This is a genomic window from Limosilactobacillus ingluviei str. Autruche 4, from assembly GCF_000312405.1.
GTDB classification, from domain to species: Bacteria; Bacillota; Bacilli; order Lactobacillales; family Lactobacillaceae; genus Limosilactobacillus; species Limosilactobacillus ingluviei.
In genome coordinates this window covers 63,517-87,858 of sequence record NZ_HE997173.1, presented here as the reverse complement: position 1 = coordinate 87,858, position 24,342 = coordinate 63,517, and the positions used below count along the sequence as shown (strand labels likewise).

Here is a 24,342-nt window from a genome sequence, read left to right as displayed (position 1 = left end):
CAAATTCTCCTTAGTGAACTGATTTATTTAATTAATAATCAATTATTTATGTAAACGTTTTACGAAGGTAGAAACTATTGAGGTTAACTTGCCAACCCAGCTGATTTCAGTTATTATGTTCCTGCTTAAACAGTAATCATTACTATTTAAATATAAACAATGGAGGAATAATATTGACACATGGTACGTAAACGAAAATTTCTCATTTTAGCAACTCTTGGCCTCGGTCTTTTGATTAGTAGTTTAGGTTTCGGCATCGATCAAATTAGGCAGACTACTAAACCAGCTCAAGCGGCATCTACAAAACCCATCCGCGTGGTCAGCAGTCTTAACTTCTACGGCGAAACAGCTAAGGCCGTCGCCGGCACACACGGCCAAGTAACCTCAGTAATCAATAGTGCAGCCGTAGAACCTCACGAATACAAACCAACTACGAAGCAGGCAAAACAAGTTGCTAAAGCCAACGTGGTGATTCAAAATGGGCTCGGTTATGATGGTTGGATGAAGAAATTGGCTAAGTCTACCAATAACACGAAAGCCCTCGTAAACGTTGCCGATGTGATCGGGAAAGCCGATGGCGCCAACGAACATATTTGGTATCAACCTAAAACAATGAGTAAGTTAGCTGACACCTTGGCTAATAGTTATGCGAAATTAGACCCAACCCATAAAGCGGACTATCAGGCTAACGCTGCTAAGTACAAAGCAAAGCTAGCTAAGCTAAACCAAGTAATTGATGATACAAAGCAAAAAGTAGATCCTGCTAACAATAAGGTTGATGTTAGCGAACCAGTTTTCAACTATGCTTTAGCTAACCTTGGCTATCAAGTCAACAACCCTCACTTCGCTAAAGCCGTTGAAGACAGTACTGACCCATCCCCAAAAGACATTCAGCAAATACAAAACGACATGAAAAAGCACAAAATTGCATTCTTTGTTAATAATAGTCAAGAAACTAATTCCACGGTCAAGAACCTCTTAAAAACCGCTAAGCAATCCAATATACCGGTTCTAAAGGTTACCGAAACTAAGCCAGATGGTAAGACTTATTTACAATGGATGACCGACCAATACAAAGCCCTTCAAAAAATTCAAGCTCGGCAAATTAAGTAAGGTCGCGAGTAGAGCCATCAAACTTTTAAATTTGCTGGTAACTAAAAAAGTGATATCAACCGCGTTACTGAAAACGTTGGTTGCTATCACTTTTTTATTGTTGCTAGTTTCTTCCCAGCTACTTATTCAGCTTCCGTCACATCAAGATAACGCGCAAAAAAATCCACCAAGCGAGCAAACGGAATGTAGTTGTGATTACCGCCATCGTACAAGTCAGTATGAGTTGCCCCGGGAACAATCATCAATTCTTTATTGTTTCCCGTCAGTTTCTTAAATGTCGCTTCACCCATGTAGCGGCTGTGGGCTTTTTCTCCGTGTACAATCAAGACCGCGCCGCGCAGATCTTCCGGATGAACCAACAGCTTGGTATTGGCCCAACTTTCATTGGCCTGCAAAACCCAGCCCGCATTAGAATTGACTGACCGCGGGTGGTAGCCCCGCGCAGTCTTGTAGTAGGCATGATACTGCTTCACAAAATCCGGCGCATCCTGGGGCAGCGGATCAACCACCCCACCGGCTTTGGCATAAGTCCCCTGAGCATAATCAATGGTGCGTTGCTGACTGACCTGTTGCTTTACTTGGTAGCGTTCTTGGGCGCTCAACTGATCAAAATAGCCCTGCGCCCCGACCCGCGGCATATCGTACATCGTCGCTGCCACCGTGGCCTTGATCCGGGGATCGTTTGCCGCTGCGTTAAGCGCGATGCCACCCCAGCCACAAATCCCAATGATGCCAAGCCGCTCGGCATCAACCTCTGGGCGGTTGCTTAAGTAGTCAATCGCCGCTTGAAAGTCTTCCGTATTAAGGTCCAGTGAGAAAACATCGCGCACTGTCCCACCACTTTCACCAGTAAACGAGGGATCAAACGCCAAGGTCACAAACCCCCGCTCGGCCATAGTCTGCGCATACAGGCCACTGGCTTGTTCCTTCACCGCGCCAAACGGGCCCGCAACCGCCAGGGCTGGTAACTGCTTTCCCCGCTGGCGGGGCAAATAAAGGTCCGCCGCTAACTCAATGCCAAAGTGATTGTGAAAGGTAACCTTCTGGGTGGCTACTTGCGGACTTGGCGGAAAGACTTTGTCCCAAGTCGTCGTTAATTTAAGCGTCATCTGACATCCTTCTTTCTGTGCTTTTCCCTCAGTTTAAGGCTGGGCCGCGTTAAATACCAATACCGATTTCAAATTCAGCAGCATAGCTTTTAACTATGCCAAGGGCGTGGTTGGCAATACCCAAAAAGCATTGCCAAGCAGGCAAAATTGGCATTTCTCTTTTCTTTTGCCCCAGCATACAATTAACCGACGAGGAGGGATTATTTTGAAACTCATTCTAAAGCACCTCGGCCTGGCTGCCATGATTGGCCTGGCCCTCATTCCCCTGGGCGGTAGCAAAGACAGTCAAGCTGCCAGTCAGCCGTACGTTCGCTCAACGACTCCGACCCTATTTTTCCATGGGTGGGGTTCTTCAGCCCGCGCTGAAGAGCAGATGACCAACTATGCCCGCCGCCACGGGGTTACGAAAACGATTGTCCAAGCCGACGTAAGTGCCGCAGGGAAAGTTACTTGGCACGGGACCATTAAAGCTGGCGCCATCAACCCCATCATTGAGGTGAACCTGCAAAACAACAAGTCCGTCACCGGGCGCGAAGCCGATTTAGCTGGCTCTTATGCCAAAAGCAGCAACTACGTTAAAGCCGTTGTCACCGCCATGCAAAAGCGCTATGGTTTTACAACCATGAATTTAGTCGGCCATTCCATGGGCAACCTGCAAATTGCCTATTATTTAGCAACCAATGCAAACGATCCCCACTTGCCACGCTTGGTCCACCAAGTTTCCATCGCTGGGCATTACAACGGCTTGGTCGGGGAAGCCGACGCGGAACAAATCAAACTCCTTGGCCCCCACCACCGGCCCCAGCACTTTTTGCCAGAGTACCAAGGGCTCTTGGGGTTGCGCCACCGTTTTCCAACTTCCGCACAAGTATTAAACATTTACGGCGACCTTAACAACGGTACCCATTCCGATGGCGACGTTCCGGTCAACTCTGCCCGCAGCTACCAATACCTGGTCAGTGACCGGGCTCAGAGTTACCACGAACTTAAGATTACCGGGCGCCAGGCTCAGCACAGTCGCCTGCACGAAAATCACCAGGTCGACCAAGCACTGGTTAATTTTCTTTGGCGTTGACGCGTGCTTGATCGGGCCCCTGAGCCGACACCACCGTTTGCAAGGTTTGTAAAAAATGCCGGCCCAAGTTGGTCAAGCGCCCGTTGGCTTGCCAAATGACCGTATTGGTATCGGTCACCGTTGGTGATAATGGCCGCGCAATTAAATGCTGATCGGCTAAATTAAGCAAGTGACGGTAAGTCAATTGTACGGCATGGCCCTGTTTGGCCAAAAGTGATGCGTTATAGGCCAGATTGGCCCCCATTAATTGATGGAGGTGGGGCAGCGCTGGTCCCCACCACGCACGAAACTTATCAGAGACCAGGGTTTGATTAGAGGTGATAATGGGGTAGGCAATCAGATCCGCGGGGGTCACCACCGTTTTCTCGGCCAGGGGCAACTGATCGCTGAAGACCGCCACAAATTCGTTTTGTACTGGTAAAGTGAGACTGGCAAAATTACTAAGCGGCCGTTCTCCCATGATGACGCCAAAATCCAAACTACCATTATTCACTTGCGCTTCAATTTGGTCAGCATTTCCATCGATCAGATTAAAGCGCACTTGCGGATGGGCCTGGGCAATTTGATCGATAACTTGCATAATGATTTCCATGGCCGGACTCTGCCCCGCCCCGATATTGAGCGTCCCCGCCAATATTTGCGACTGTTGCAGGGCACTCAACGTTTTCTCTTCTAGGGCAATCATTTCTTGAGCGCGAGCTTGTAACAGATAACCAGCCTCGGTCAGCACGATTTCCCGGTGGCCGCGGTGAAACAGGGTCACCCCGAGCTCCTGCTCTAATTCCTTCATTTGCCGGGACAAAGAGGGCTGGGCAAGATGCAGGCTGGCCGCAGCTTTAGTAATATTTTTGGCTTGGCAAATCGCCAGAAAGTAATGTAAGGTGCGTAGTTCCATCGTCTCATTATCCTTTCAAAAAATTTTAGCAAACTGGCAAGCGCAAAATTCTCCACCTGGCCCCCAGCCCAAGGGGGAAAGGCAGTTAGCTCTTTACTTCCAGCGGAATCAATGCGATAATAAAGTTTGTTGTGGTTCCATAGTATAATTGGATAGTACATCCGCCTCCTAAGCGGCTGACCCCGGTTCGACCCCGGGTGGGACCAATTTAAATGTGTTCGGGAATGTTGATTGGTGTGGAAAATGCCGGTATATCAATATTCCTATTTTTGTTTATACGGTATGAAATAGTACTTTTCAACGTAAGTGCGGACAACTTGCGGACAAAAAAGCACCAATTGAATTCTCTTGCCTATCAAAAGGCCGATAAAAGAGCATTGTGCCCTTCTATCGGCCTTTTAACTTATTTAGTCCGTTTTTTTCGCCGCCGCTTCGGCCTTGCGCCGGTGCTTCAAGCGAATCCCCTTGTTCTTGCGTTGCTTTTTGCGGACCTTCTTTTTGGCCTTGGTCAACACCCGCTTAGCCGCGGTCTTGACCCGCCCCGCTTCCGGAGTTGCTGCGGGAGCAGGAGCAGTAGTTGGTTCCGCTTGCCGCTTGGCGTTAACCGCCTTGGCAGCTGCCGCGTCCATTAATTCGCGCTCGGCAATCGCCATGGGTACCAGGTCATACTCTGTCTTGGCTAACAGCCGCTTCAGGTCGCGGAAATCATGATCATCCCCGAGGTTGATCACCAGCCCCGGTTCTCCCTGCCGGCCCGTCCGACCGACCCGGTGAATGTACAAATTAGCTGTGGTCGGCAGTTCAAAATTGACCACCGCGGGCAGTTTAGGAATATCCAAGCCCCGGGCGGCCACATCCGTGGTCAACAAGAGCTTGATCTGGTGCTTGCGAAAACCGCGCATCACCGCTTCTCGTTCGGTTTGGCGTTGCTTGCCGCCCAAGGTCGCACTGGAGACCCCGGCGTGCTTTAGCCGGCTGGCCGTGTAATGCAGGGTCTTGATACTAGTGAAAAAGACCAGGGCCCGGAAATTCTTGGTCTTGCTCAAGCGCTCTAACATTGCCGCCTTTTGGCTCATCGTCCGCGCGACCACCAAGCCGTGCTTGACTTCCCCTTGGGAATGATCCTGCGCCCGGACGTCAATCGTTTCAATGTGACGGCCAAACATGTCACTCAATTGGTCAAAGACCTTCCCCTTCGTGGCCGAGAAGAAGGCCAGCTGGGTATCGAGTGGGGTCGTGCGTTCAATATCTTCGACCACCGCTTGGGTATCATCCGCCAATAAATCATCGGCTTCATCAACCACCAGCATTTTGACCGTGCTCATATTAAGGTTACGCTCGTCTAATAAGTGTAAGATCCGTCCCGGCGTCCCAACGACCACCTCGGGCTTGGTCTTTTTATAGCGCTCGACCTGCCGCTTTAAATTGGCCCCCCCGGTCAGGGACTGGACCTTTAAGCCCAATAATTGCGCCCACTCGCGCATCACCTTGGTCGTTTGCATCGCCAATTCTTGGGAGGGCTCCAAGACCAGTAGTTGTAACCCGGCGTTTGGCGTCACCCGGGGCAAGAGGGGCCAGGTAAAGGCCAAGGTCTTACCCGACCCCGTCGGGGCAATCCCCAGCACCGAATCCCCAGCACTTAAGGGGGCCATCACCCCACTTTGAATCGCCGTCAGGGCTGCAAAGCCCGCGGCTTGAAAATGTTGTTCAAATTTTGCTTCCACAAAGACCTCCTGGCATCACGCCGTGCTTAGCGGTTCATGTCAGCCGGGAACGTGTAGTCCGCTGATTGCCGCAAGTCAAACATCACCGTGTTGACATCCCGGGAAAGGGCCAACCACGCTTGGTAGTGCTTCATTTGTTCGGGATCGCTTGGGTTTTCAAACAAGTCCGCAAAGTCGTTTAATTCATCGACCATTGAGTTTTCAAAGTACGGCGCTTCAATCGCGTGGGCCGTCTTATTTTCATCGTAGTAGGTCACCTTGGTCGTATCAAAGATGCTGTCAAAGACCAGCGTATCCTTCAAGCCGTAGTATTCCGTTACCAAGTGGGAATTGGACGTCTTACCGATGTTTAAGGTGACCGAGAAGCCGTCGTAAGTCAAAATGGCCACACCCTTAGTGTCCACGCCCGTCTTGGCCATAGTTGGGAAGTAAACCACGCTGTTTGGCATCCCATACATCGTCACGGCCCCGTAAACGGCGTAAACCCCGAGGTCCATCAAGGCCCCACCAGCGAATTCCTTGGTAAAAATGTTAGGATAAGGCTTGTCGTCAGCCAGGACTTGATCGTAACGACTGGAGTACTTCATAACCGTAATCGTGGCCCCTTGGTGGTGCTGCATTTGGGCAAATTGCTTTTGGGCCGCCTTAAAGAGCCCCGTGTGAATGTGCCGCGCAGCTTCAACCAAGCGGGCCTTCGGGTGCGCCGCCAGCAGGGATTCGATCCGGCTGAATTCTTCTGGATTAACGAAGGCCGGCTTTTCTAAGATGATAAACTTATCGTTTTCAATTGCCAGGCGCACTTGTTCGTAGTGCAGGCTGTTTGGCGAAGCAATGTAAACCACGTCAAAATCGCCTTCATCAAAGAAGTCTTCCAGGCTATCAAAAAAGGCCGTGGCCCCGTACGGCTTCCCAAATTCTTCAGCCCGCGCCATCGTCCGGGAATAGACGGTGGTTAATTGGTAACGACCAGTGGTTTTAGCCGCGTCCAACATTTGGTCGGTAATAATGTGGGTTCCAATAATCCCTAACTTCAACATGAAAAATCGCTCCTTTAGCTTAGTAAATCCTATTCTACCACCGGTTGACACCCGCCTGCCACCTTCCGGTCTGAAATTTTCCTAGCCAGCGGGGTGCCGTAAAATTAACATCGCTTTTTAACCAAATTGAAACCTTAGCCCGTCGCAGAACTGTGTATAATTGATGGAGTTAAGAATCAAAAGGTTTCGGGTGAATTGAGAATGAGAAAAAAAGGTTTGTTGTTGTTTGGCGCGGGATTATTGGCTGGGATCTCAAGTTCCTTTGGTCTCAGCCATTCCAAAAAGGCCGCACCAGCGGTTTCCTTGCCCCTTTTTTATGCTGGTACTTGGCAATATTATGATGAAGAGCGCGACCGGACCCACGTAATCTCCATCGGGCCCGATTTAAAGCTGACGATTGACAACCATGTCATTGCTGCCAACGTGGAACAAATTAATAATGAGCACTTGATCTACTTAGACCGCTTAGGCTATCACATTACCATCCAAGCCAACGAAAGTCGCCCCGTCGCCTTAATTGACGAAACCGATGATGAAGTTTACGCCTTAAAGCCATTGGTCTAACCCCGCTCAAGCCGCGGTCACTTGCCTGACCGCGGTTTTTTTGCGTTGATTCGTGGTAGAATGGGGAAGATTATTTTGTGTATGAAGGAAGTAGCAGCATGACAAAAACCTTAACCGTCTTTTGCGGAGCCCGGCCCGGGGTCGAACCGCACTATCAACAAGTCGCCCGCCAATTGGGACAAGCCTTGGCCAAGCAGCAGATTCACCTGGTTTACGGAGGCGGTGGCTTTGGCCTCATGGGGGCCTTAGCTAATGGCGCCTTAGACGCGGGCGGTCAGGTCACCGGGGTGATCACCGAAGAATTGTTGGCCCGCGGGGCCCAACTCGACCGGTTGACCAATTTGGAAGTCACCAGTGATATGGCCCAACGCAAGCAACGGATGATCGACCTGGCCGACGGTTTTATTGCCTTGCCCGGCGGCCTGGGCACCCTAGAAGAAATCGCCCAGGTCAGCTCGTGGGTCACGCTGGGCAATAACGCCAAACCAGTCGTAATCTATAATGTTAACCACTATTACGACCAACTGGCCGCCTTCCTGCAACAAATGAACCAGGCGGGCTTTTTAGAGGATGCCTTTTTGCAGGCGATTGCTTTTTGTACGGACTTAAGGCAAGCCTTGGCCTTTATGGCCACTTACCACGCCCCTGCTCACCGCACCTACCATTAGGAAGGCCGGGTCAATTGTGATAAGATAGGTACCTGGAAATGGAAAGGACGGTAAAAAAACCATGAAAATTTTGGCGTTGGATACCTCAAATCACCCGATGAGCGTGGCCCTGGTCGAAGATTTGCAACTCAAGGCCACGACAACTTTAAATACGGTGCGTAACCACAGCATTTACGTTTTGCCAACGATCGACGATTTAATGCAAAAAGTCGCTTGGCAACCCCAAGATCTCGACCGGATCGTAGTCGCCAAGGGCCCCGGCTCGTACACGGGGATTCGGATTGCAGTCACCCTCGCCAAAACGCTGGCCAAAACCCTTAATTGCCCGTTAGTCGGTATCTCCAGTTTGGCCGCAATCGCAGCTGGCCTGCCCGCGGTAACGACGGGCTTGATGGTCCCCTTTTTTGACGCCCGGCGGGGCTTTGTCTTCGCTGGTCAATACGCATACCAAGCCGGTCAGCTCACGGCCCAAGCTGCAGACCAACACTGGGCCTGGGCAGACTTGCTTGCCAGTTTACCCACTGATCGGCCCGTGTATCTGTTAGGGGCGCTGACCCCGAAACTGCGCCAAGCCGCGCCAACTTTGCCGGCCAACGTCACCGTGCTGCCGGACGCCGCCATGGTTTCGACCTTTGCCCTGGCTAAACTGGGCGCCCAGGCCACCCCGGTCGCGGATGTCGACGCCTTTATCCCCGATTACCTCCGGATCACTGAAGCCGAAGCCAACTGGCAAAAGACCCATCCGGGTCAAGTAAGCGCGGATTATGTTCAAGAAGTTTAGTCAGTGGTGGACCTGGTTGTTGCTTGGCGCTACCACCCCGCGCCTGACTTTGGCGCCGCGCACGGTCATCCTCGCCCAGCAACCCTACCAATTGGCCATGGCCCAAGGGGAAGACGTCGCCCGGCTCGTCGAAATTGAGCGAGCCATCTACCACATTCCGCCGTGGGATGAGACCGCCTTTTATTACGACTTGCACCGCCCCAACTGTCTTTACTTAGTCCTCAAAAACGAGCACGGCGTGCAAGCCTACGCCGGGATGGCCGTTAATTTCGAGGCTAAAGACGGGCACTTAACCAACGTCGCGACCCACCCGGCCGTCCAGCACCAAGGCTTATCAACTTGCCTATTGCGCACCTTGATGCAAGTTGCCCTCCAACACGGCCTTTTGACCATGAGCCTGGAAGTGCGGGCCGAAAATCTGACCGCCCAGCGCCTTTACCACCAACTCGGCTTTCAAAAAAGCGGCGTCAAACGGCACTATTACTTTGAGGACGGCCAAGACGCCTACACCATGACCTTAAATTTAACCCAAGTGAAAGGAATCTGAAATGGCAACACCTTTATATCTTTTAGCCTTCGAAAGCAGCTGTGATGAAACCAGCGTCGCCGTCATCAAGGATGGCACCGAAATTTTAAGTAATATCATCGCCACGCAAATCGCCAGCCACCAACGCTTTGGCGGGGTCGTCCCTGAAGTCGCCAGTCGGCACCACATCGAACAAATTACCAAGTGTACCACGGAAGCCCTCAGCCAAGCAGGGATTGGCTACGATGATTTGGCGGGGGTTGCCGTCACCTACGGCCCGGGCTTAGTGGGCTCCTTATTGATTGGGGTCACGGCTGCCAAGGCCATCGCTTGGGCCCATCAGCTGCCCTTGATCCCGGTCAATCACATGGCGGGCCACATTTACGCGGCCCGGTACGTCGCCGCTTTTCAATACCCGATGATGGCCCTATTAGTCTCAGGCGGCCACACCGAATTGGTTTACATGCCGCGGGAGCATGAGTACCAAATCATCGGTGAAACCCGGGACGATGCGGTCGGGGAAGCTTACGATAAAATTGGCCGGGTGCTCGGGATCAATTATCCAGCCGGAAAAACGGTCGATGAATGGGCCCACCAGGGGCACGATACCTTCAACTTCCCCCGGGCCATGGTGAAGGAAGCCAACCTGGACTTCTCCTTTAGCGGGCTCAAGAGTGCCTTCATTAATACCGTCCACAATGCCGACCAACGCGGGGAACAATTGAATCAATATGATCTGGCTGCCAGCTTCCAAGCCGCCGTCGTCGATATCTTAGCCGAAAAAACGATGAAGGCGCTGGCCCAATACCCCGTCAAGCAGTTAGTCTTAGCTGGTGGAGTGGCGGCTAATTCCGGGGTCCGGGCCCGCTTACAAGCTGACTTAGCCCGCTTGCATCCCCAAACCGAATTGCTGTTAGCCCCCCTCAAATTATGTGGTGACAACGCCGCGATGATCGGGGCCGCCGGGTACGTGAATTACTTACACGGTGACCGGGCCGGCTGGGATTTAAATGCCGTCCCTGGCCTTAGTTTTGACCGAATCACCCCGTTAAGCTAAGCGATTCACCAATAGTTAACCCAAAATCATACAGCTTAGGAAACGCTCGCAATCAACGTTTTAAAACGTAATTGCGAGCGTTTTTTAGCTTACGCTGTGCTAAACTTCAACTGAAAAATTAGAGTTTCCTAGCCACTCTGCGCGCCCACTGCGGGAAAAGCCGCCACAAATCCGGCAATGTTGAATTGTACTTTTCTTGGTGGCTGACTATAATGAATTTATACTTACTTTTTGTCACAAGAAATGGAGTGATTTCAAGATGCAATCAGTTAATATCGGGCAAAGCAATTGGCAAGCTTCCAACGTGGCCCTCGGGACGATGCGGATGGCAACGTTGACGCCCGCCCAAGCCGCCGACGCGTTAAACGCTGCCCTGGAAGCCGGGATCAACTTTATTGATTCCGCTGACATCTACGGCAACGGCGCTTCTGAAGTCAACTTTGGCAAGGCCTTAAAGTTGGCGGGCATTAAGCGGGACCAATTATTTATCCAATCCAAGGGGGGCATTGTCTTAGATCCACAACGCTCTCACGGTGATCTGGTCTTTGGCCAACGCTACGATTTCTCAAAGCAACACCTGCTTGACGCTGTCGACGGGATTTTGCAACGGATGGGCGTCGATTACCTGGATGCCTTCTTACTCCACCGGCCCGATCCCCTGATGGAATTAGATGAAGTCGCAGCCGCCTTCGATGAATTAGAGACGAGCGGCAAGGTCCGTCACTTTGGGGTTTCCAACTTCAATCCCCGCCAAATCGAAATGCTCAAGACCGCCGTTAAGCAACCGCTGTTGATCAACCAAGTTCAATTCAGCTTGGCCCACACCGGGATGATCGACTTTGGGATGCACACCAACATGCAAGACCAGGGCTCCATCAACCACGACGGCGGCATTATCGAATACGCCCGGCAAACCAAGATGACCTTACAAACCTGGTCACCATTCCAGTTCGGGCTGTTTGAAGGAATGTACATCGATGATGATGAACACTACCCTGAATTAAACCAGGAACTGGCGAAATTAGCTGATAAGTACGGCGTTTCCAAGAACGCAATCGCCGTCGCCTGGATTTTGCGCCACCCGGCCCACATGCAAGTCTTGCTGGGGACAGTTAACCCACAACACATCCTTGACAGTGCCAAGGGGAGCGACGTGCAATTAACCAAGCAAGAATGGTACGACCTCTACTTATCGGCGGGCAATATTTTGCCATAGGCCAATGGTATCGTTAATGATGCAATTTTTCAATTGGACAAGCCGTTCCCGTTTTTCTATCCTTTAAGTAAGTAAATCCAGAAAGGACGATGTTTCGTGAATCTACACCCAGATTACTTATTAAATCAGATTCAAGGACCCGCTGACGTGAAAAAACTGTCAGTGGACCAATTACACCAAGTGGCGGATGAAATCCGGCACCTGGTCGTGGAAAAAGACGCGGCGATTGGCGGGCACCTCGGGCCAAACCTGGGGATCGTCGAAACGACCTTGGCCTTCCACTACGTCTTTGACTCCCCCCACGACAAGATCGTTTGGGACATCTCTCACCAATCCTACCCGCACAAGATGTTAACCGGGCGAGCTTATGGCTTCTTGGATAATGAACGCTACCACGACGTAACGCCATACTCCAACCAAGATGAAAGCCCCCACGATTACTACCGGGTCGGCCACACTTCGACGTCGATCGCCCTGGCCGTTGGGATGGCTAAGGCCCGCGACCTCACCAAGCAAAGCGGGGATATTGTGGCCGTGATCGGTGATGGTTCCCTCAGTGGCGGGATGGCCTTGGAAGGGTTAAACAACGCCGGCAAGTACGATGGCAATTTGATCATCATCTTTAACGACAACCAAATGTCCATCGACGACGTCAACGGCGGCATGTTTGACCAATTAACGGCCCTGCGGGAAAGCAACGGTGAAGCCCCTAACAACCTCTTTAAGGCGATGGGCCTGGATTACAAGTACATCGCCGACGGCAACGACGTCGAAACGATGATCAAGGCCTTAGAAGTGGTCAAGGGGATTGACCACCCGATCGTTTTGCACGTCAACACCGTCAAGGGGCTAGGCTATGCGCCAGCCTTGGCCGATGAAGAAGCTTGGCACTGGCACAGTCCGTTTAAGATTGAAGACGGCAGCAATGTTGAACCCGCCAGTGACGCGGAAAATTACGACCAAATCATCAAGGACGAACTGGGCCGCCAAATTGAAGCCGGCCAACCGTTGATGGTCATTACCGCCGCTGTCCCGGGGGTCTTTGGCCTGGGTGAAATCAAGGCCAAGTACCCCGCTCACTACGATGACGTCGACATTGCGGAACAATACTCGGTGACCTATGCAACCGGGTTAGCCGAAAATGGCGCACGGCCGGTCCTGTTCCAAAACAGTACCTTCTTCCAACGGGCTTACGACCAAGTCATCCACGACATGGCCCTCAATCGCTACCCCGTCGTTACGATCGTCAAGAACGGGCGGATCTCGGATGACTCCAGTACCCACCAAAGTGACTTCGACCTGGCGATGCTCAGCAACGTGCCAAATATTGAATACTTGGCCCCAACCAACGCCGAAGAATTAGTGGCGATGTTGCAATGGGCCCTGACCCAAACGGAAAAGCCGGTCATCATCCGCGAACCCGCTGGCGAAGTCACCCACGGGCCAATCAGTGCCACGGCCTTCAACCAAATTAAGGCCCAGGTGGTCCACCAAGGCAAAGAGGTGGCAATCATTGGGCTTGGTGACTTCTTTGCCTTAGGTCAAGCCGCAGCGGCTGAATTAGCAAAGGACGGCATCGATGCGACCTTGATCAACCCCGTCTCGGCTTCAACCTTGGATGAAGCGACCCTGGGGCAGTTGGTCAACGACCACCAAGTCGTGGTTACCTTGGAAAATGCTTCCATGAGCGGGGGCTTTGGTGAACACGTCGACCGCTTCTTTGCTCCAACTAAGGTGCGGGTCTTAAACTTCGGGGCCGCCAAGGAATTTAACGACGTCGTTCCACTGGCCGAACTATATGACCGCTACCACTTGACGCCCGCCCAAATTGCCGCTGACGTTAAGGCCGTTTTAAAAAACCTGTAATTACGCTTTAAATCTATTCACTGAACCCCAAAAGGTCCGGTCAACCAACCCCCTGTTCAACAGGCATTGGTCAACCGGACCTTTTGCTTTAGTCTTCTTCAGCTTGGCGGGCCTCCTCTTTGGCCAAGCGTTCTTTGATGTAAGTTGCCGTCTGTTCCAACTTGGCTTGTTCTTCAGCGGTCAAGTCCAACTGGAGTTGTTGAACCACCCCGTGGCGCCCGACCACTGCCGGATAGGAAAGATACGTCCCAAGTTCCGGGCGATAATTGGAAACCGGTAATTCAGTCAAGGCATCATTAAGCATCGTCACCGTTAAGCGCACCGCCGCCGTGGCCACTCCGTAGTTGGTATACTTCTTGCCCTTGTAGACCGTGTAGCCCCCCTGCCGGGCCCGTTCTTCCATCGCGGCCAGGTCCGCCTTGACTTCTGGATGTTGCTTTAAGTACTCCAGTAAGGGCTTGCCGAAGACGCGGACCGTCGACCAAGCGGTAAACTGGGAGTTACCGTGTTCACCCAGGTTGTAGCCGACCACGGAGCGGGAATCGACGTGCAAAGTCTCCCCGACCGTGGCCCGCATCCGCGCCGAATCCAGCAGCGTCCCGGTCCCTAAGACTTGGTGCTTGGGCAGCCCCGTCGCTTTTTGGTACATGGCCGTAATTACGTCACACGGGTTGGTGATCACCACGAGGTTGCCGTGGAAGCCGTGGTCCTTGAGCTTTTGGCCGACCACCGGGACTTGGGTCCGGGTAAACTTAAATTCGGCGAAGCGATCGTGGTCCGGCGTATCGACTAATTTTGACTTGCCCAGCGCCGAAATAACGACGTCACAATCTGCGACTTGATCCCAATCGTTCACATACAAATTAGTGTGCGTCGGTAAATTCGCCATCGCATCCCGTAAGTCTAAGGCGTCAGAATTCACCTTGGCTTCATTGGTGTCGAATAAGACTAATTCATCAACAAAGCCCCCGGAAACTAAGTAGTGCGCAACGGTGGCCCCCACGTGGCCCATTCCTACAACTGCAACTTTTCGTGTCATATGTATGCTCCCTTTCTGTGATTAAATTAAAATTAACTGAGAAAAAATTAATATGTGTGTCATTTAAGATACCACTTTTCGGAAAATTGTCAACGCATTTCGGAAATTTCACAAACTTCTTCCCCCCGAGGCAAAAAAAAGACCCTGGTTGCACTAACCAGGATCCCAACATTAAATTCAGTTTAATACAGGGTTGCTTCCCCGCGGTCATCGTAACCCGCCGGGTGCGTTTCGTGCCACTTCCACGCCGTGGCGATAATGTCGTGAACATCATCATATTGTGGTTGCCAGCCGAGGACTTCGCGGGCCTTGTCACTGGCCGCTACCAGGGAATCTGGATCCCCTGGTCGCCGCGGTGCCATCTTGGCAGGAATTTCTTTGCCGGTTACTTCCCGGGCCGCTTCCAGCATTTGCTTGTTGGAGAAGCCCGTTGACGAACCGAGGTTAAAGGCGTTGCTTTCATTGCCGGCTTCCAGATACTTGATTGCCAGGATGTGGGCATCCGCCAGGTCCATCACGTGGACGTAATCCCGCACGTTGGTTCCATCCGGCGTGTCGTAGTCATCCCCAAAGATGCTCAATTCCTTGCGCTTGCCTTCAGCGACTTGCATGATGATTGGGACCAGGTGCGTTTCTGGCCCGTGGTCTTCCCCAATCGTACCATCTGGCGCGGCCCCAGCAACGTTAAAGTAGCGCAAGGCCACAAACTTGATGCCGTACGCCTTGTCCGCCCAAGCCATCATTTCTTCCATCATCAGCTTTGAAAGGCCATACGGATTGATCGGCTTTTGCGGATCAGTTTCCTTAATCGGCATGTGCTCAGGAATCCCGTAGGTCGCCGCCGTGGAGGAGAAGACAATGTACTTGACCCCAAAGTCGTGCATGGCTTCTAAGAGCGTAATCATCCCCCCGGTATTGTTGTCGAAGTACTTCAATGGCTTAGCCATCGATTCAGGCACAATTGAAAAGGCAGCGAAGTGCACTACGGCCGTGATGTCTTCGTTGGTAAAGATCCGGTCCAAGAATTGCCGGTCGCGGATGTCACCGTAGTAGAACTTGGCTTCCTTGGCAACCGCCTTACGGTGCCCCGTGGCCAGGTTGTCAGCAACGACCACGTCTTCGCCCTTTTCTACCAATCGTTTAACCATGTGCGAACCGATGTAGCCGGCCCCACCTGCAACAAGAATTGCCATAATGCAATCTCCCTTTCTTTAAGTAAAATTTTAGTAAACAAACCTGTAGCTAAATTATAGCATATTAAAGCGCTTGCAACCGCTAATTTTTTGAAAATTTACGGCTGCGCTCCGTTTAATTGTTGTAACTCCGCTACCTGGGTGGCAATCGTCTCGGCCGCCACCTGAATTTGGGCTTGTTCCACCGGGTAAAGATCCAACAAGAGGTAGGTGCCTACCCCTTGGCGCCCCACCCGGACCGGAAAACTGACGTAACCGCCATACTGGGGGTGAAAAACGGCCGCGGGGACCACCAGTTGCTGATCTTGAAAGATCGCCCCGAGCAACCGATTCGCCGCCGTTTGCGCGGCTAATTGGCCCGCCTGGCCCCGGATCACATAATACGCCATCAACCGCGCGTTGGTTTGGACTTGCTGCTGGTCAAAGTGACCACCAGGCAGGGCACTGAGGGGGCGCCCGTCCACCTGGACCGTCGACCAAGCCGGCACAATTTGCCCAGCGTGCTGACCGTAAACATAACCGGTCACACTAGCTGGTGCTACGTGCAACGCCGCCGCCACCGCTTGGTGCAACTGCTGGGTATCAACCAGGGTCCCACTCCCGAGCACCCGCTGCGGGGGCAATTGCCAGGTTGCTTGCAGCCAGGCGGTCGTTGCTTCATTCGGCTGGGTAAGGTTGATCACCACCCCGGTAAAGTCCGCCGCCTGCACTTGCGGGGCGGCCACCCGAACGGCGGCCACTACCGCGCTTAAGTCCGGTTGGACTACTTCGGCGGGGCCCAGGGCCACCACTAAGACCTGAGCGCGCTTTAAATCCGCCCAGGCTTGGGCTTTGATCTGCTTAGCCGGCAAGGCCAGGCCCGCACTCTGCAGGTCGTTGGCAACCGCCACGGCCCGCTGCTCATCCGGATCTAACAACAATAATTCGTCAACTTGATTGGCCAGGGTCAAGGCTAACTGCGCCCCCACAACCCCTAAACCATAAATCGCTAATGTCCGCACGTTAACCCTTCCTTTCCCAAAGAAAAACCAGCCCCGCACTGGCCAGGCTGGGCTGGTTGTCCTTTACAAGTCCGGTAACAATTGTTTAAGGTAAGCCGCGGCCCCATCCGGTAAGGCCAATTCCGCGTCGGCCGGAACGTGAACGGTTTGACCGCCAAATTCAAAGGCGACGTCCTCGTTGAGCCAAACCTGGATCCCCTGCAGGATGGCCGCCCGGATTAGACGCTGCACGCTCGGGGAGTAACCAGCCGCAATCACGCTTAAGGTTTGTCCCGATTGCAACAGGTGCGAGTAGCGGTCGTTGGCGACCTTCAACCCAAAGGACAGGAACGTCCCGTGTTCGGCCTTCGCCAACAGTTGCCCCGCCAAAGTCAGACTTGGGTCTTCAATCCGCCGTTGCACAAACTTCAAGGCTAAGCGGTACGCCCGGGGGGCATCATAAGCCTCACAGAAGTCCGCCAGTCGTTGGGTAAAGGCCTGGGCTTCTTCTTTCATCCACGCCGTTTGTTCGGTAGGATCCTGAAGGGCCACTTCCTCATTGCGCGCCTGGGCAGCTTGCAGATCAGCTGCCGTTAAGTCCGGTTGGGGCGTCAACAATAAGTAGACCATTACTAATTCCAAGAAGTTCAGGGTGTCTTCACTGATCCCCGCAGCGGCAAACGGATCAAGGTCAAACATCCGCAAGCTGATGAAATCAACTCCGGCCGCCAAGGTCGCGTCAATATCATCCGTCGCCCCCCGCAAGCTGACCGGGGCAAAGACTTCGTGCGGACTCTGGTAAGCGCCCGAAGCCAGGTGCCCCTTTAAGCTGGCAACATAGCTTGCCAAGGAAGCATAGTCCAAGCGTTCCGTCGGTAGGTTGCCATACCCATACTGGCTGTTGCGGAAACTGCGGACTTGGTGGTCAAGCTCAGGCGACAGCACCGCCTTGGCGTCTTCCGGGACCGGACTGGCCCCGAATAAGTAGGTAAACAGCCACTGCCACATAATGTAACCCTGGGCCAGCTTAAAGTACAAGTAGTTCTTAAAGGCCGCCAAACTGGCGTGTTCGGCCTTGCCAAAGCGTTCGTACAGGCTTTCAATCAATTCTTCTTGCAAGGAGTAACCGACGTGCACGCCCCCAGTCAGCAGGCGGGTTGGCCCGTACTTTTGCATCAAGTAGTGATTAAATTCAACGGAACCAGGCTTGGTAGTGTGATCAGTCAGGTACGTTAAATCGTGCAAGTAGACCGGCGCTGGCGCCATGGACAATGGCCATAGCCGTTCGGTCTCATGAAGTTGGCGGTCGACAATTTGCTGCAGAATTTCCAACTGGCGAACCGCCGCCTTGGCTTCCTTCATAATGACCGCGTTAAATTCCATCAAGTTATCAGTAACCCCACTGGTCAAATAAGGGTTGATTCCCCGCCGATCCAAGGTCTTGGGAAACGGATACTGGCTGGCTCGACCGTTGGTGACCACCCGGTGGGCTTCCATCCGCAGGCCAAAACGACCTTCATACAGTAACTTCTGCAGTGCCGGTTCGTGACACGCTGCTTGCAGTTTTGCTTTATCCATCTTTACTCACCCCTTGGGGATTAATATTACCGGTGGATCCCAAGATTGGACCCATCCATTTACGTTTTTGCTACCATCTAAATTACCACAAAACCCCGGCGCATGTTTACTTTTTCTTAAAATTTCTTGCTTTCCGCAGGCGACCGCGGCGCTCTAACCGGTTAGCATAGCCTATTCGGCTTGTAATTTAAAAGTCAGTTTGACCGGGTTATGGTCGGTTTCTTGAAAGTGGGTAGGCAGATTATGGGCAGTCGCCGTTACGTTGTCTGAGACAATAAAGCCATCGACCACCGTGGTGTAGGTCTTCCCCGGTACATAGGCCGTGTCGGTCGCCCGTACGGTCGGCGTGGTCCAATAATTATCCGCGCGCACAATCCGAAAGCCCGCCGGCAAATCCTGATTACTCATTTTCGAGACCCAGTTTGACACCCGTTGATTAGTCCGAAAGTGGGTCATGATTTGTTTGCCCAGGGCATGGTTAAAATCACCCCCGACAATCACGTAATCCCCCCGGGCCCGGGCATGCTTCATCACCCCGGTCAACAGCTTTAGTTGGGCCGCCCGCATCTTGCCACCCCGGTCGTAAGCCGACATATGCGAATTGATCATGATCAGGTGCCGCCCGTTTTGCACCGGCAAAGTCAAGACCACAAAGCAACGGTCCAGGTCGACAAACTTTTCAATCAAGTGGGTCGAAACCGGGTACTGCCGGCGCTGGGCACTTTGCACCTGGTAGCGGCTCAACGTCAGCAGGCCCGAGCGCACCGTACCGTGCGGATCCGTCGGCGGCACCAAAAGGTAGGCCGAGTGGAAATTGGAAGCAAAGACCCGCCCTAAGTGCGGAAAGGCCGCGGCCACCCGGCGGACTTGATTGACGTGGTACGACCGGGTTGAATTGGTATCAATTTCTTGGAACAGGGCAAAATCCGGGTGTTGGGCCTTGATTTGTTTAATTACGAAGGCCGTTGAACGTTGCACCGCCGCCCGGCTGGTCGCCTTACCATACTTACCACGGGTGTGGTGGCCTTGCTTGGTCGTCCCGGTGTCCATAAAAAAGGAATAACGCTCATTATAGGCCCCAAAGCCGATGTTATAGGTTGTGGCCGTATAGGGATGATCGACGGCTAATTGCGTCCGTTGGGGATTGGTAATCGCCAATTTTTGGTGATCGGCAATCCGGTAGTAATTGACTTGCAGGTAAACCAAATAACCGCCCGCTAACAAGGCGCCAACCAGCCCGACGGCCGCCGCAATTTTAAAAACACGTTTCACATTCTCACCTCAAACCTCGGGTCCCAGCTGGCCCGAAAACTCATGCCTGTTTACTTTACCACACCGCGCATTGTTTGCAATTGGCTTTGGTGATAAACTATGGTCATCTTAGGTACTTGCAGGCGATACCTAGCCCAACATTGCCGGTGAAGGAAAGGACAATCGATGCGAATCAATGTTTTACAACACACGCCCAATGAAGGGCCCGGCTCCATTCAAGACTGGGCGCACGCCAACAACCACGAACTGTACATTTACCATCCTTACCAATTCGGTAATTTGCCCACGGCGGACCAAACGGACTTGCTCGTCATTTTAGGGGGGCCGATGAGCCCCAATGATGATTTGGCCTGGATTAAGCAAGAACGCCAGTTGATTCAGCAACTCTTGGCCGCCCACAAGCCGATGTTTGGCGCTTGCTTTGGGGCCCAACAAATTGCCAAGACCTTAGGTGCCGCCGTAACCAAAGCCCCGCACAAAGAAGTCGGCTGGGCCCCGGTCTACTTAAAGAGTAACGCAATTCCCGGGCTACCAGCCCAATTAACCGCCCTGCACTGGCACGAAGAAATGTTTGAAGTGCCGACCGGCGCGGAATTATTGTTTAGCAGTGACCTGGTGGTTAACCAAGGGTTCCTCTTAAACGAGAATGTGATCGGCCTGCAATTCCACTTTGAACCAACGGCGGATAACGTCCGCGAAATCGCGATCAATGATGATCAATATCCCTTGAGTCATAACGCCTTGCACCAAACAAGCGCTGACATTATTCAGCATGGGGTCCCGAGCGAAAATCCAGCCGTGATGGCCCAATTGCTGGACTTTATTGTCAAACATTAAGCAGCCCTTACTAAACCAACGCTCCGCCGGTTATTGTGCGGGGCGTTGGTTTAGTTTTAAGCGGTTGATTATTAATAAAGGTGGGAAAATGCTACAATAATAAGTACGACTACGCTGCACCAGAAAGGATGGGAACATGAGCGAACACCAATCGGCCTTAGAACAGCACCTTGAGCACGGCCTAAGTGGCACGCCAACCTTAAAGGCGGCCGAGCAACACCACTACTTGGGGACTTTTCGCGAACGGGTCTGGCTGACGATCAGTGTGGCCCAACTGACCGACGACTGGGCCAGCGTCTTTGAACGAGTAATTACCGCCAGCGCTGAACGGGTCGTCTTTTTCAATGGTAATTTACCCGATGAAGTCTTGCGACCGTACCTCCGCCTGGCGGCTCAGCACCAAATCAATTTTACAATTAAGACCGGGCCGGAATTTACGACGACGGCAGCTAGTTTAGCAATTGTGATTGCCGCCAAAACCGCGATTAATGAACCCGTCGTCGACATTGCCCAACGTTTCACGCCCACGCCGGCCACCCCGGCCCCGGCAAGCCAACCGTGGTGGCAGCGGTTATTTCACTTTGGAAAGGAAGGATAGTCTTGCAACCCCTCGCGTTTAAAATGCGCCCCCGTAGCTTGGAGGAAGTGGTCGGCCAGCAACATTTAATCGGCCCCGGCAAAATCATTTGGCGGATGGTCGAAGCCAAAATGCTGTCGTCAATGATTCTCTATGGCCCCCCGGGAACCGGTAAGACCAGCATCGCCAGTGCGATTGCCGGTTCGACCAAGTACGCCTTGCGCACCCTCAATGCAGCCACGGATACCAAAAAAGACCTCCAAGTGGTGGCCGAAGAAGCCAAAATGTCGGGAACGGTCATCTTGTTACTCGACGAAATCCACCGGTTGGACAAGGCCAAGCAAGACTTTTTATTACCCCACTTGGAAAACGGCCGGATCATCCTAATCGGGGCCACCACGGAAAACCCCTACATTACCATTAACCCCGCCATCCGCTCGCGGACCCAGATCTTTGAGGTCCACCCGCTGACCATTGATGATATGACCGCCGCCATCGACCGGGCGGTCAGTGATCCCGAGCGGGGGCTAGGAAAGTTACCATTGGAGTTAGACGAAGACGCTAAGCAACAGCTGATCCTAACGGCCAATGGTGACCTGCGCAGCGCCTTGAACGGCCTGGAATTGGCGGCTCGCTCGACCGCCCCGGGAGATGATGGGGTGATCCACTTAACCAGCCAGGTCATTGCCGAAAGCATCCAGCAACGCCGGATTGCCGGTGATAAAGATGGGGATGCCCACTACGACGTGATCTCAGCCTTTCAAAAGTCGATCCGCGGCAGTGATACCGATGCGGCTTTACACTACTTGGCCCGGCTGGTGGAAATGGGCGATTTGCCCATCATCGCCCGGCGCTTAATGGTGATTGCTTATGAAGACATCGGTCTGGCCAACCCGCCGGCCTGTGAACGGGCCGTGGCAGCTGTCCAAGCCGCCCAACAGCTCGGCTTCCCCGAGGCCCGGATCCCGCTGGCCAACGCCGTGATCGAGCTTTGCCTTTCCCCCAAGTCCAACTCAGCAATTGCCGCCATTGACAGTGCCCTGGCGCGCTTGGCAAAGGGAAACACCGGCGAAATTCCGGCCCACCTCAAAGACGCCCACTACGCTGGCGCCAAAAAACTCGGTCATGGGGTGACCTACCGTTATCCACACGACTTTCCCGAGGACTGGGTCCGCCAGCAGTACCTGCCCGACCGACTGCAAAATGACCGTTATTACCAACCCAAGCAAAACGGGACCTTTGAGACGGCCTACGCCAAACAATATCAGCGGCTCTTGCAAGCCCAACGCGGCCGCCAATGAAAACCTTTACAAAGATTGCCTGATGGCCTTAGGTGTGCTATCATAATGGCAGAAGTTCTGTTGTGTACGCATTGTCCATTTCGCAGGTTTGCCTTACAGTCTTATTACCTTGGGGTTAGTGTTAACCTGGTTGCCGGCATGCCTTTTCACTTGGTAGCTGAACACTAGGCAACCGTACCCCACCTGTCTTACACACAGGTCAACACTGTCGGACAACCAACGGCACGAACGGAGCTTGTACATACCATTAATTCCAGGAGCAACGTAACACCTAGGTACGTTGCTTTTTTATTTTCGCTTGACCAACACGCAGTTGACCCGTACGATAAAAACAGCATTAATTTAGGAGGAATTTTTTGTGATTCGCCTTTTACTGGGGGCCTGTGCCCTGATCTTTTTGATCGAAGCCAGTTACTTTGCCACCCACCGCACCAAGATGTACTTCGGGCTGCCCATGAAACACCCGGCCAGCGTTAAAACGATCAGCCAGCTCTGGCTAGTGATCATGGCGGCCATGACCCTGTTAGCTGGAGTGGCGACCATCAGTCTGAACTTGCCCTTGATTTTTGCGACCTTGATCTTAGGCTGTGTCGTCGAATTATTGATGGCGATTTCAGTCAGTTCTTTGCTCTTAAAACCTTAGTTTTCTTTACGAATTCCTGTATAAGGTATAAAATATAAGTAACAAAGAGAATAAGGGGGTAGTCTTATGGCTGTTCAACAATACCACCACATTTTGGTTCCAGTTGATGGCTCAAAGGAAGCCGAATTAGCCTTTAAGAAGGCGGTCGCTGTTGCGAAGCGGAATGGGAAGGATACGGAATTACAATTACTGCACGTTGTTGATACCCGGGCTTTCCAAAACATTTCCAGTTTTGACAGCTCCATGGTCGAACAAGTTACCAAGACGGCAAAGAAGACCTTGGAACAATACATCGACTACGCTAAGCAACAAGGCGTCGACAACGTTTCCTACACGATCGAATATGGGGCACCAAAGACGTTGATCGCCAAGGAGGTCCCACAACAATCCCACGCGGACCTGATTATGATCGGGGCCACAGGGTTAAACGCGGTGGAACGGATCTTGATTGGTTCAGTTACTGAATTTGTAACGCGGACGGCCATTTGTGACGTCCTCGTGGTCCGGACGGATTTAGACAACAAGCCTATCGTTAACACCAAGAAAAAGTAAGCACCTGAACTTACCCAACGCATTTCATTAGTCAATGAGCGCCAAGCTCCCTAGCAACACTGATAACAAGTGTTGCTGGGGAGCTTTTCAGTTTCCCTCATGCGAGTTGACTTGTAACTAGCAAAAAATTTTTGTTATTAGTTCTAACATTTACTTGAAAATCAAGCCTTGCTTCGCTTCTGGTGATCAACACATGCAAAGAGTTTGTTTGCAAATAGTAAAAGTTACTATTTACAAAAGAAGCTAACTTCGCTAAAATATTTAATGGTAATCATTACTATTAACCTTAACTACTCTCAAGGAGGGACAATATGGATCTTTCAACTGCCTATCGCATGCTGAAAAGCCCCAATATCAAAACTCGAAAACGGGCCCTTAAAGTTATTCATGAATATAAACGGCGGAAAAAAGCAGGAGGGAAATAATGGCGCGAAAAAGAAAAATTGAAACAGCTAAACGCAAGGAAGCCACGGTGGCGAAATATGCAGTAAAGCGAGCCGCTCTTAAAGCCGCTGGCGATTATGCTGGCCTGGCCAAGCTGCCGCGCAATGCCTCTCCAACGCGTTTACGCCACCGGGATCACCTCGATGGGCGCTCCCGTGGCTACCTCCGCGCGTTTGGCCTTTCGCGCTTAAATTTTCGTCGGTTGGCCCATACCGGCCAATTACCTGGCGTCAAAAAAGCGAGCTGGTAAGGCCTAAGCTAACTTAGCAGCGCAATATTAGCACGCGTAAAAAAA

At 52.3% G+C, this 24,342-nt stretch carries 25 protein-coding genes, 1 tRNA gene and 1 other RNA gene; 18 read left to right on the top strand and 9 right to left on the bottom strand.

The genetic code is table 11. The features are described from left to right. The first annotated feature begins 180 nt into the window (after positions 1-180). Positions 181-1,113: a metal ABC transporter solute-binding protein, Zn/Mn family gene (locus tag BN54_RS00530; RefSeq protein ID WP_019205167.1), complete on the top strand. Its 933-nt coding sequence runs from the start codon at positions 181-183 to the stop codon at positions 1,111-1,113. A gap of 122 nt (positions 1,114-1,235) precedes the next feature. On the opposite strand, the gene BN54_RS00525 is transcribed toward BN54_RS00530, so the two are convergent. Further along, positions 1,236-2,222, bottom strand: a complete 987-nt coding sequence (locus BN54_RS00525; RefSeq protein WP_019205166.1) for an alpha/beta hydrolase — start codon at positions 2,220-2,222, stop codon at positions 1,236-1,238. Between the two features lie 205 nt (positions 2,223-2,427). Between BN54_RS00525 and BN54_RS00520 the strand changes: the two genes are divergently transcribed. Beyond that, positions 2,428-3,297: an alpha/beta hydrolase gene (locus BN54_RS00520; RefSeq protein WP_019205165.1), complete on the top strand. Its 870-nt coding sequence runs from the start codon at positions 2,428-2,430 to the stop codon at positions 3,295-3,297. Here BN54_RS00520 and BN54_RS09945 read toward each other — a convergent pair. Next, positions 3,278-4,192, bottom strand: coding sequence for a LysR family transcriptional regulator (locus BN54_RS09945; protein ID WP_019205164.1), 915 nt, complete (start codon positions 4,190-4,192; stop codon positions 3,278-3,280). The two genes, BN54_RS00520 and BN54_RS09945, sit on opposite strands and share 20 nt — an antisense overlap. 133 nt (positions 4,193-4,325) lie before the next feature. On the opposite strand from BN54_RS09945, the gene BN54_RS00510 reads away from it, so the two are divergent. Further along, positions 4,326-4,398 (top strand) — tRNA-Arg (locus BN54_RS00510). A gap of 201 nt (positions 4,399-4,599) precedes the next feature. Here the strand turns inward: BN54_RS00510 and BN54_RS00505 are convergent. Beyond that, positions 4,600-5,916 (bottom strand): DEAD/DEAH box helicase, encoded by a 1,317-nt coding sequence (locus BN54_RS00505; protein WP_019205163.1) that lies wholly within the window; start codon positions 5,914-5,916, stop codon positions 4,600-4,602. Positions 5,917-5,942: 26 nt separating this feature from the next. Continuing rightward, a complete protein-coding gene (locus tag BN54_RS00500) occupies positions 5,943-6,953 on the bottom strand; it encodes a Gfo/Idh/MocA family protein (RefSeq protein WP_019205162.1) in 1,011 nt (336 codons plus the stop codon). 201 nt (positions 6,954-7,154) lie between these two features. Here BN54_RS00500 and BN54_RS00495 point away from each other — a divergent pair, with 201 nt between their 5' ends. The 7 genes from BN54_RS00495 to BN54_RS00465 all read left to right on the top strand — a co-directional run bounded on the left by BN54_RS00495 (position 7,155) and on the right by BN54_RS00465 (position 13,631). Next, positions 7,155-7,517 carry a DUF4828 domain-containing protein gene (locus BN54_RS00495; RefSeq protein ID WP_040469657.1) on the top strand — a complete coding sequence of 121 codons (363 nt, stop codon included), beginning with the start codon at positions 7,155-7,157 and terminating at the stop codon, positions 7,515-7,517. A 98-nt stretch (positions 7,518-7,615) separates the two neighbouring features. After that, the gene (locus tag BN54_RS00490) at positions 7,616-8,185 is read left to right on the top strand and encodes an LOG family protein (protein ID WP_019205160.1); all 570 of its coding nucleotides are present in this window, start codon (positions 7,616-7,618) and stop codon (positions 8,183-8,185) included. 61 nt (positions 8,186-8,246) lie between these two features. Next, entirely contained in the window at positions 8,247-8,966 is a 720-nt protein-coding gene (gene tsaB, locus BN54_RS00485; RefSeq protein WP_019205159.1) for a tRNA (adenosine(37)-N6)-threonylcarbamoyltransferase complex dimerization subunit type 1 TsaB, read from the top strand. Next, positions 8,950-9,513: a ribosomal protein S18-alanine N-acetyltransferase gene (rimI, locus tag BN54_RS00480; protein WP_019205158.1), complete on the top strand. Its 564-nt coding sequence runs from the start codon at positions 8,950-8,952 to the stop codon at positions 9,511-9,513. The genes tsaB and rimI overlap by 17 nt, the downstream gene beginning before the upstream one ends. A 1-nt stretch (position 9,514) precedes the next feature. Next, positions 9,515-10,549 carry a tRNA (adenosine(37)-N6)-threonylcarbamoyltransferase complex transferase subunit TsaD gene (gene tsaD, locus BN54_RS00475; protein WP_019205157.1) on the top strand — a complete coding sequence of 345 codons (1,035 nt, stop codon included), beginning with the start codon at positions 9,515-9,517 and terminating at the stop codon, positions 10,547-10,549. A gap of 259 nt (positions 10,550-10,808) precedes the next feature. Continuing rightward, positions 10,809-11,765 carry an aldo/keto reductase gene (locus BN54_RS00470; RefSeq protein ID WP_019205156.1) on the top strand — a complete coding sequence of 319 codons (957 nt, stop codon included), beginning with the start codon at positions 10,809-10,811 and terminating at the stop codon, positions 11,763-11,765. Between the two features lie 96 nt (positions 11,766-11,861). Then, on the top strand, positions 11,862-13,631 hold the full coding sequence (locus tag BN54_RS00465; RefSeq protein ID WP_019205155.1) for a 1-deoxy-D-xylulose-5-phosphate synthase: 1,770 nt from the start codon (positions 11,862-11,864) through the stop codon (positions 13,629-13,631). An 88-nt stretch (positions 13,632-13,719) separates the two neighbouring features. Here BN54_RS00465 and BN54_RS00460 read toward each other — a convergent pair whose 3' ends face one another. From BN54_RS00460 to BN54_RS00440, 5 genes are all read right to left on the bottom strand, one after another. After that, entirely contained in the window at positions 13,720-14,670 is a 951-nt protein-coding gene (locus tag BN54_RS00460; protein ID WP_019205154.1) for an L-lactate dehydrogenase, read from the bottom strand. A gap of 182 nt (positions 14,671-14,852) precedes the next feature. After that, a complete protein-coding gene (galE, locus tag BN54_RS00455; RefSeq protein ID WP_019205153.1) occupies positions 14,853-15,863 on the bottom strand; it encodes a UDP-glucose 4-epimerase GalE in 1,011 nt (336 codons plus the stop codon). Positions 15,864-15,961: 98 nt separating this feature from the next. Next, positions 15,962-16,864, bottom strand: a complete 903-nt coding sequence (locus BN54_RS00450) for a Rossmann-fold NAD(P)-binding domain-containing protein (protein ID WP_019205152.1) — start codon at positions 16,862-16,864, stop codon at positions 15,962-15,964. Between the two features lie 63 nt (positions 16,865-16,927). Further along, on the bottom strand, positions 16,928-18,421 hold the full coding sequence (locus tag BN54_RS00445) for a hypothetical protein (protein ID WP_019205151.1): 1,494 nt from the start codon (positions 18,419-18,421) through the stop codon (positions 16,928-16,930). Between the two features lie 171 nt (positions 18,422-18,592). After that, on the bottom strand, positions 18,593-19,693 hold the full coding sequence (locus BN54_RS00440) for an endonuclease/exonuclease/phosphatase family protein (protein WP_019205150.1): 1,101 nt from the start codon (positions 19,691-19,693) through the stop codon (positions 18,593-18,595). Positions 19,694-19,858: 165 nt separating this feature from the next. On the opposite strand from BN54_RS00440, the gene BN54_RS00435 reads away from it, so the two are divergent. The 8 genes from BN54_RS00435 to rpsN all read left to right on the top strand — a co-directional run bounded on the left by BN54_RS00435 (position 19,859) and on the right by rpsN (position 24,297). Next, entirely contained in the window at positions 19,859-20,530 is a 672-nt protein-coding gene (locus BN54_RS00435; protein WP_019205149.1) for a type 1 glutamine amidotransferase, read from the top strand. Between the two features lie 136 nt (positions 20,531-20,666). Next, positions 20,667-21,128 (top strand): YueI family protein, encoded by a 462-nt coding sequence (locus BN54_RS00430; RefSeq protein ID WP_019205148.1) that lies wholly within the window; start codon positions 20,667-20,669, stop codon positions 21,126-21,128. A 23-nt stretch (positions 21,129-21,151) separates the two neighbouring features. Next, positions 21,152-22,408, top strand: a complete 1,257-nt coding sequence (locus BN54_RS00425) for a replication-associated recombination protein A (RefSeq protein ID WP_040469765.1) — start codon at positions 21,152-21,154, stop codon at positions 22,406-22,408. A gap of 51 nt (positions 22,409-22,459) precedes the next feature. After that, positions 22,460-22,647, top strand: a non-coding RNA gene (gene ssrS / locus BN54_RS09940) — 6S RNA. A 119-nt stretch (positions 22,648-22,766) separates the two neighbouring features. Then, positions 22,767-23,051: a hypothetical protein gene (locus BN54_RS00420; protein WP_019205146.1), complete on the top strand. Its 285-nt coding sequence runs from the start codon at positions 22,767-22,769 to the stop codon at positions 23,049-23,051. Positions 23,052-23,117: 66 nt separating this feature from the next. Continuing rightward, positions 23,118-23,603 (top strand): universal stress protein, encoded by a 486-nt coding sequence (locus BN54_RS00415; RefSeq protein WP_019205145.1) that lies wholly within the window; start codon positions 23,118-23,120, stop codon positions 23,601-23,603. 311 nt (positions 23,604-23,914) lie between these two features. Beyond that, positions 23,915-24,028, top strand: a complete 114-nt coding sequence (locus tag BN54_RS10275; RefSeq protein ID WP_019205144.1) for a putative metal homeostasis protein — start codon at positions 23,915-23,917, stop codon at positions 24,026-24,028. Then, positions 24,028-24,297, top strand: coding sequence for a 30S ribosomal protein S14 (gene rpsN, locus BN54_RS00410; RefSeq protein ID WP_019205143.1), 270 nt, complete (start codon positions 24,028-24,030; stop codon positions 24,295-24,297). The genes BN54_RS10275 and rpsN overlap by 1 nt, the downstream gene beginning before the upstream one ends. The last annotated feature ends 45 nt before the right edge of the window (positions 24,298-24,342 follow it).

Excerpts from the sequence above, each read along its gene's own strand:
- BN54_RS00435 (WP_019205149.1), top strand. The coding sequence starts at position 19,859 with ATGCGAATCAATGTTTTACAACACACGCCCAATGAAGGGCCCGGCTCC.
- BN54_RS00430 (WP_019205148.1), top strand. The coding sequence starts at position 20,667 with ATGAGCGAACACCAATCGGCCTTAGAACAGCACCTTGAGCACGGCCTA.
- rpsN (WP_019205143.1), top strand. The coding sequence starts at position 24,028 with ATGGCGCGAAAAAGAAAAATTGAAACAGCTAAACGCAAGGAAGCCACG.
- tsaB (WP_019205159.1), top strand. The coding sequence starts at position 8,247 with ATGAAAATTTTGGCGTTGGATACCTCAAATCACCCGATGAGCGTGGCC.
- BN54_RS10275 (WP_019205144.1), top strand. The coding sequence starts at position 23,915 with ATGGATCTTTCAACTGCCTATCGCATGCTGAAAAGCCCCAATATCAAA.
- BN54_RS00530 (WP_019205167.1), top strand. The coding sequence starts at position 181 with ATGGTACGTAAACGAAAATTTCTCATTTTAGCAACTCTTGGCCTCGGT.
- BN54_RS00425 (WP_040469765.1), top strand. The coding sequence starts at position 21,152 with ATGCGCCCCCGTAGCTTGGAGGAAGTGGTCGGCCAGCAACATTTAATC.
- tsaD (WP_019205157.1), top strand. The coding sequence starts at position 9,515 with ATGGCAACACCTTTATATCTTTTAGCCTTCGAAAGCAGCTGTGATGAA.
- BN54_RS00445 (WP_019205151.1), bottom strand. The coding sequence starts at position 18,421 with ATGGATAAAGCAAAACTGCAAGCAGCGTGTCACGAACCGGCACTGCAG.
- BN54_RS00500 (WP_019205162.1), bottom strand. The coding sequence starts at position 6,953 with ATGTTGAAGTTAGGGATTATTGGAACCCACATTATTACCGACCAAATG.
- BN54_RS00490 (WP_019205160.1), top strand. The coding sequence starts at position 7,616 with ATGACAAAAACCTTAACCGTCTTTTGCGGAGCCCGGCCCGGGGTCGAA.
- BN54_RS00460 (WP_019205154.1), bottom strand. The coding sequence starts at position 14,670 with ATGACACGAAAAGTTGCAGTTGTAGGAATGGGCCACGTGGGGGCCACC.
- BN54_RS09945 (WP_019205164.1), bottom strand. The coding sequence starts at position 4,192 with ATGGAACTACGCACCTTACATTACTTTCTGGCGATTTGCCAAGCCAAA.
- BN54_RS00525 (WP_019205166.1), bottom strand. The coding sequence starts at position 2,222 with ATGACGCTTAAATTAACGACGACTTGGGACAAAGTCTTTCCGCCAAGT.
- rimI (WP_019205158.1), top strand. The coding sequence starts at position 8,950 with ATGTTCAAGAAGTTTAGTCAGTGGTGGACCTGGTTGTTGCTTGGCGCT.
- galE (WP_019205153.1), bottom strand. The coding sequence starts at position 15,863 with ATGGCAATTCTTGTTGCAGGTGGGGCCGGCTACATCGGTTCGCACATG.
- BN54_RS00470 (WP_019205156.1), top strand. The coding sequence starts at position 10,809 with ATGCAATCAGTTAATATCGGGCAAAGCAATTGGCAAGCTTCCAACGTG.
- BN54_RS00415 (WP_019205145.1), top strand. The coding sequence starts at position 23,118 with ATGGCTGTTCAACAATACCACCACATTTTGGTTCCAGTTGATGGCTCA.
- BN54_RS00495 (WP_040469657.1), top strand. The coding sequence starts at position 7,155 with ATGAGAAAAAAAGGTTTGTTGTTGTTTGGCGCGGGATTATTGGCTGGG.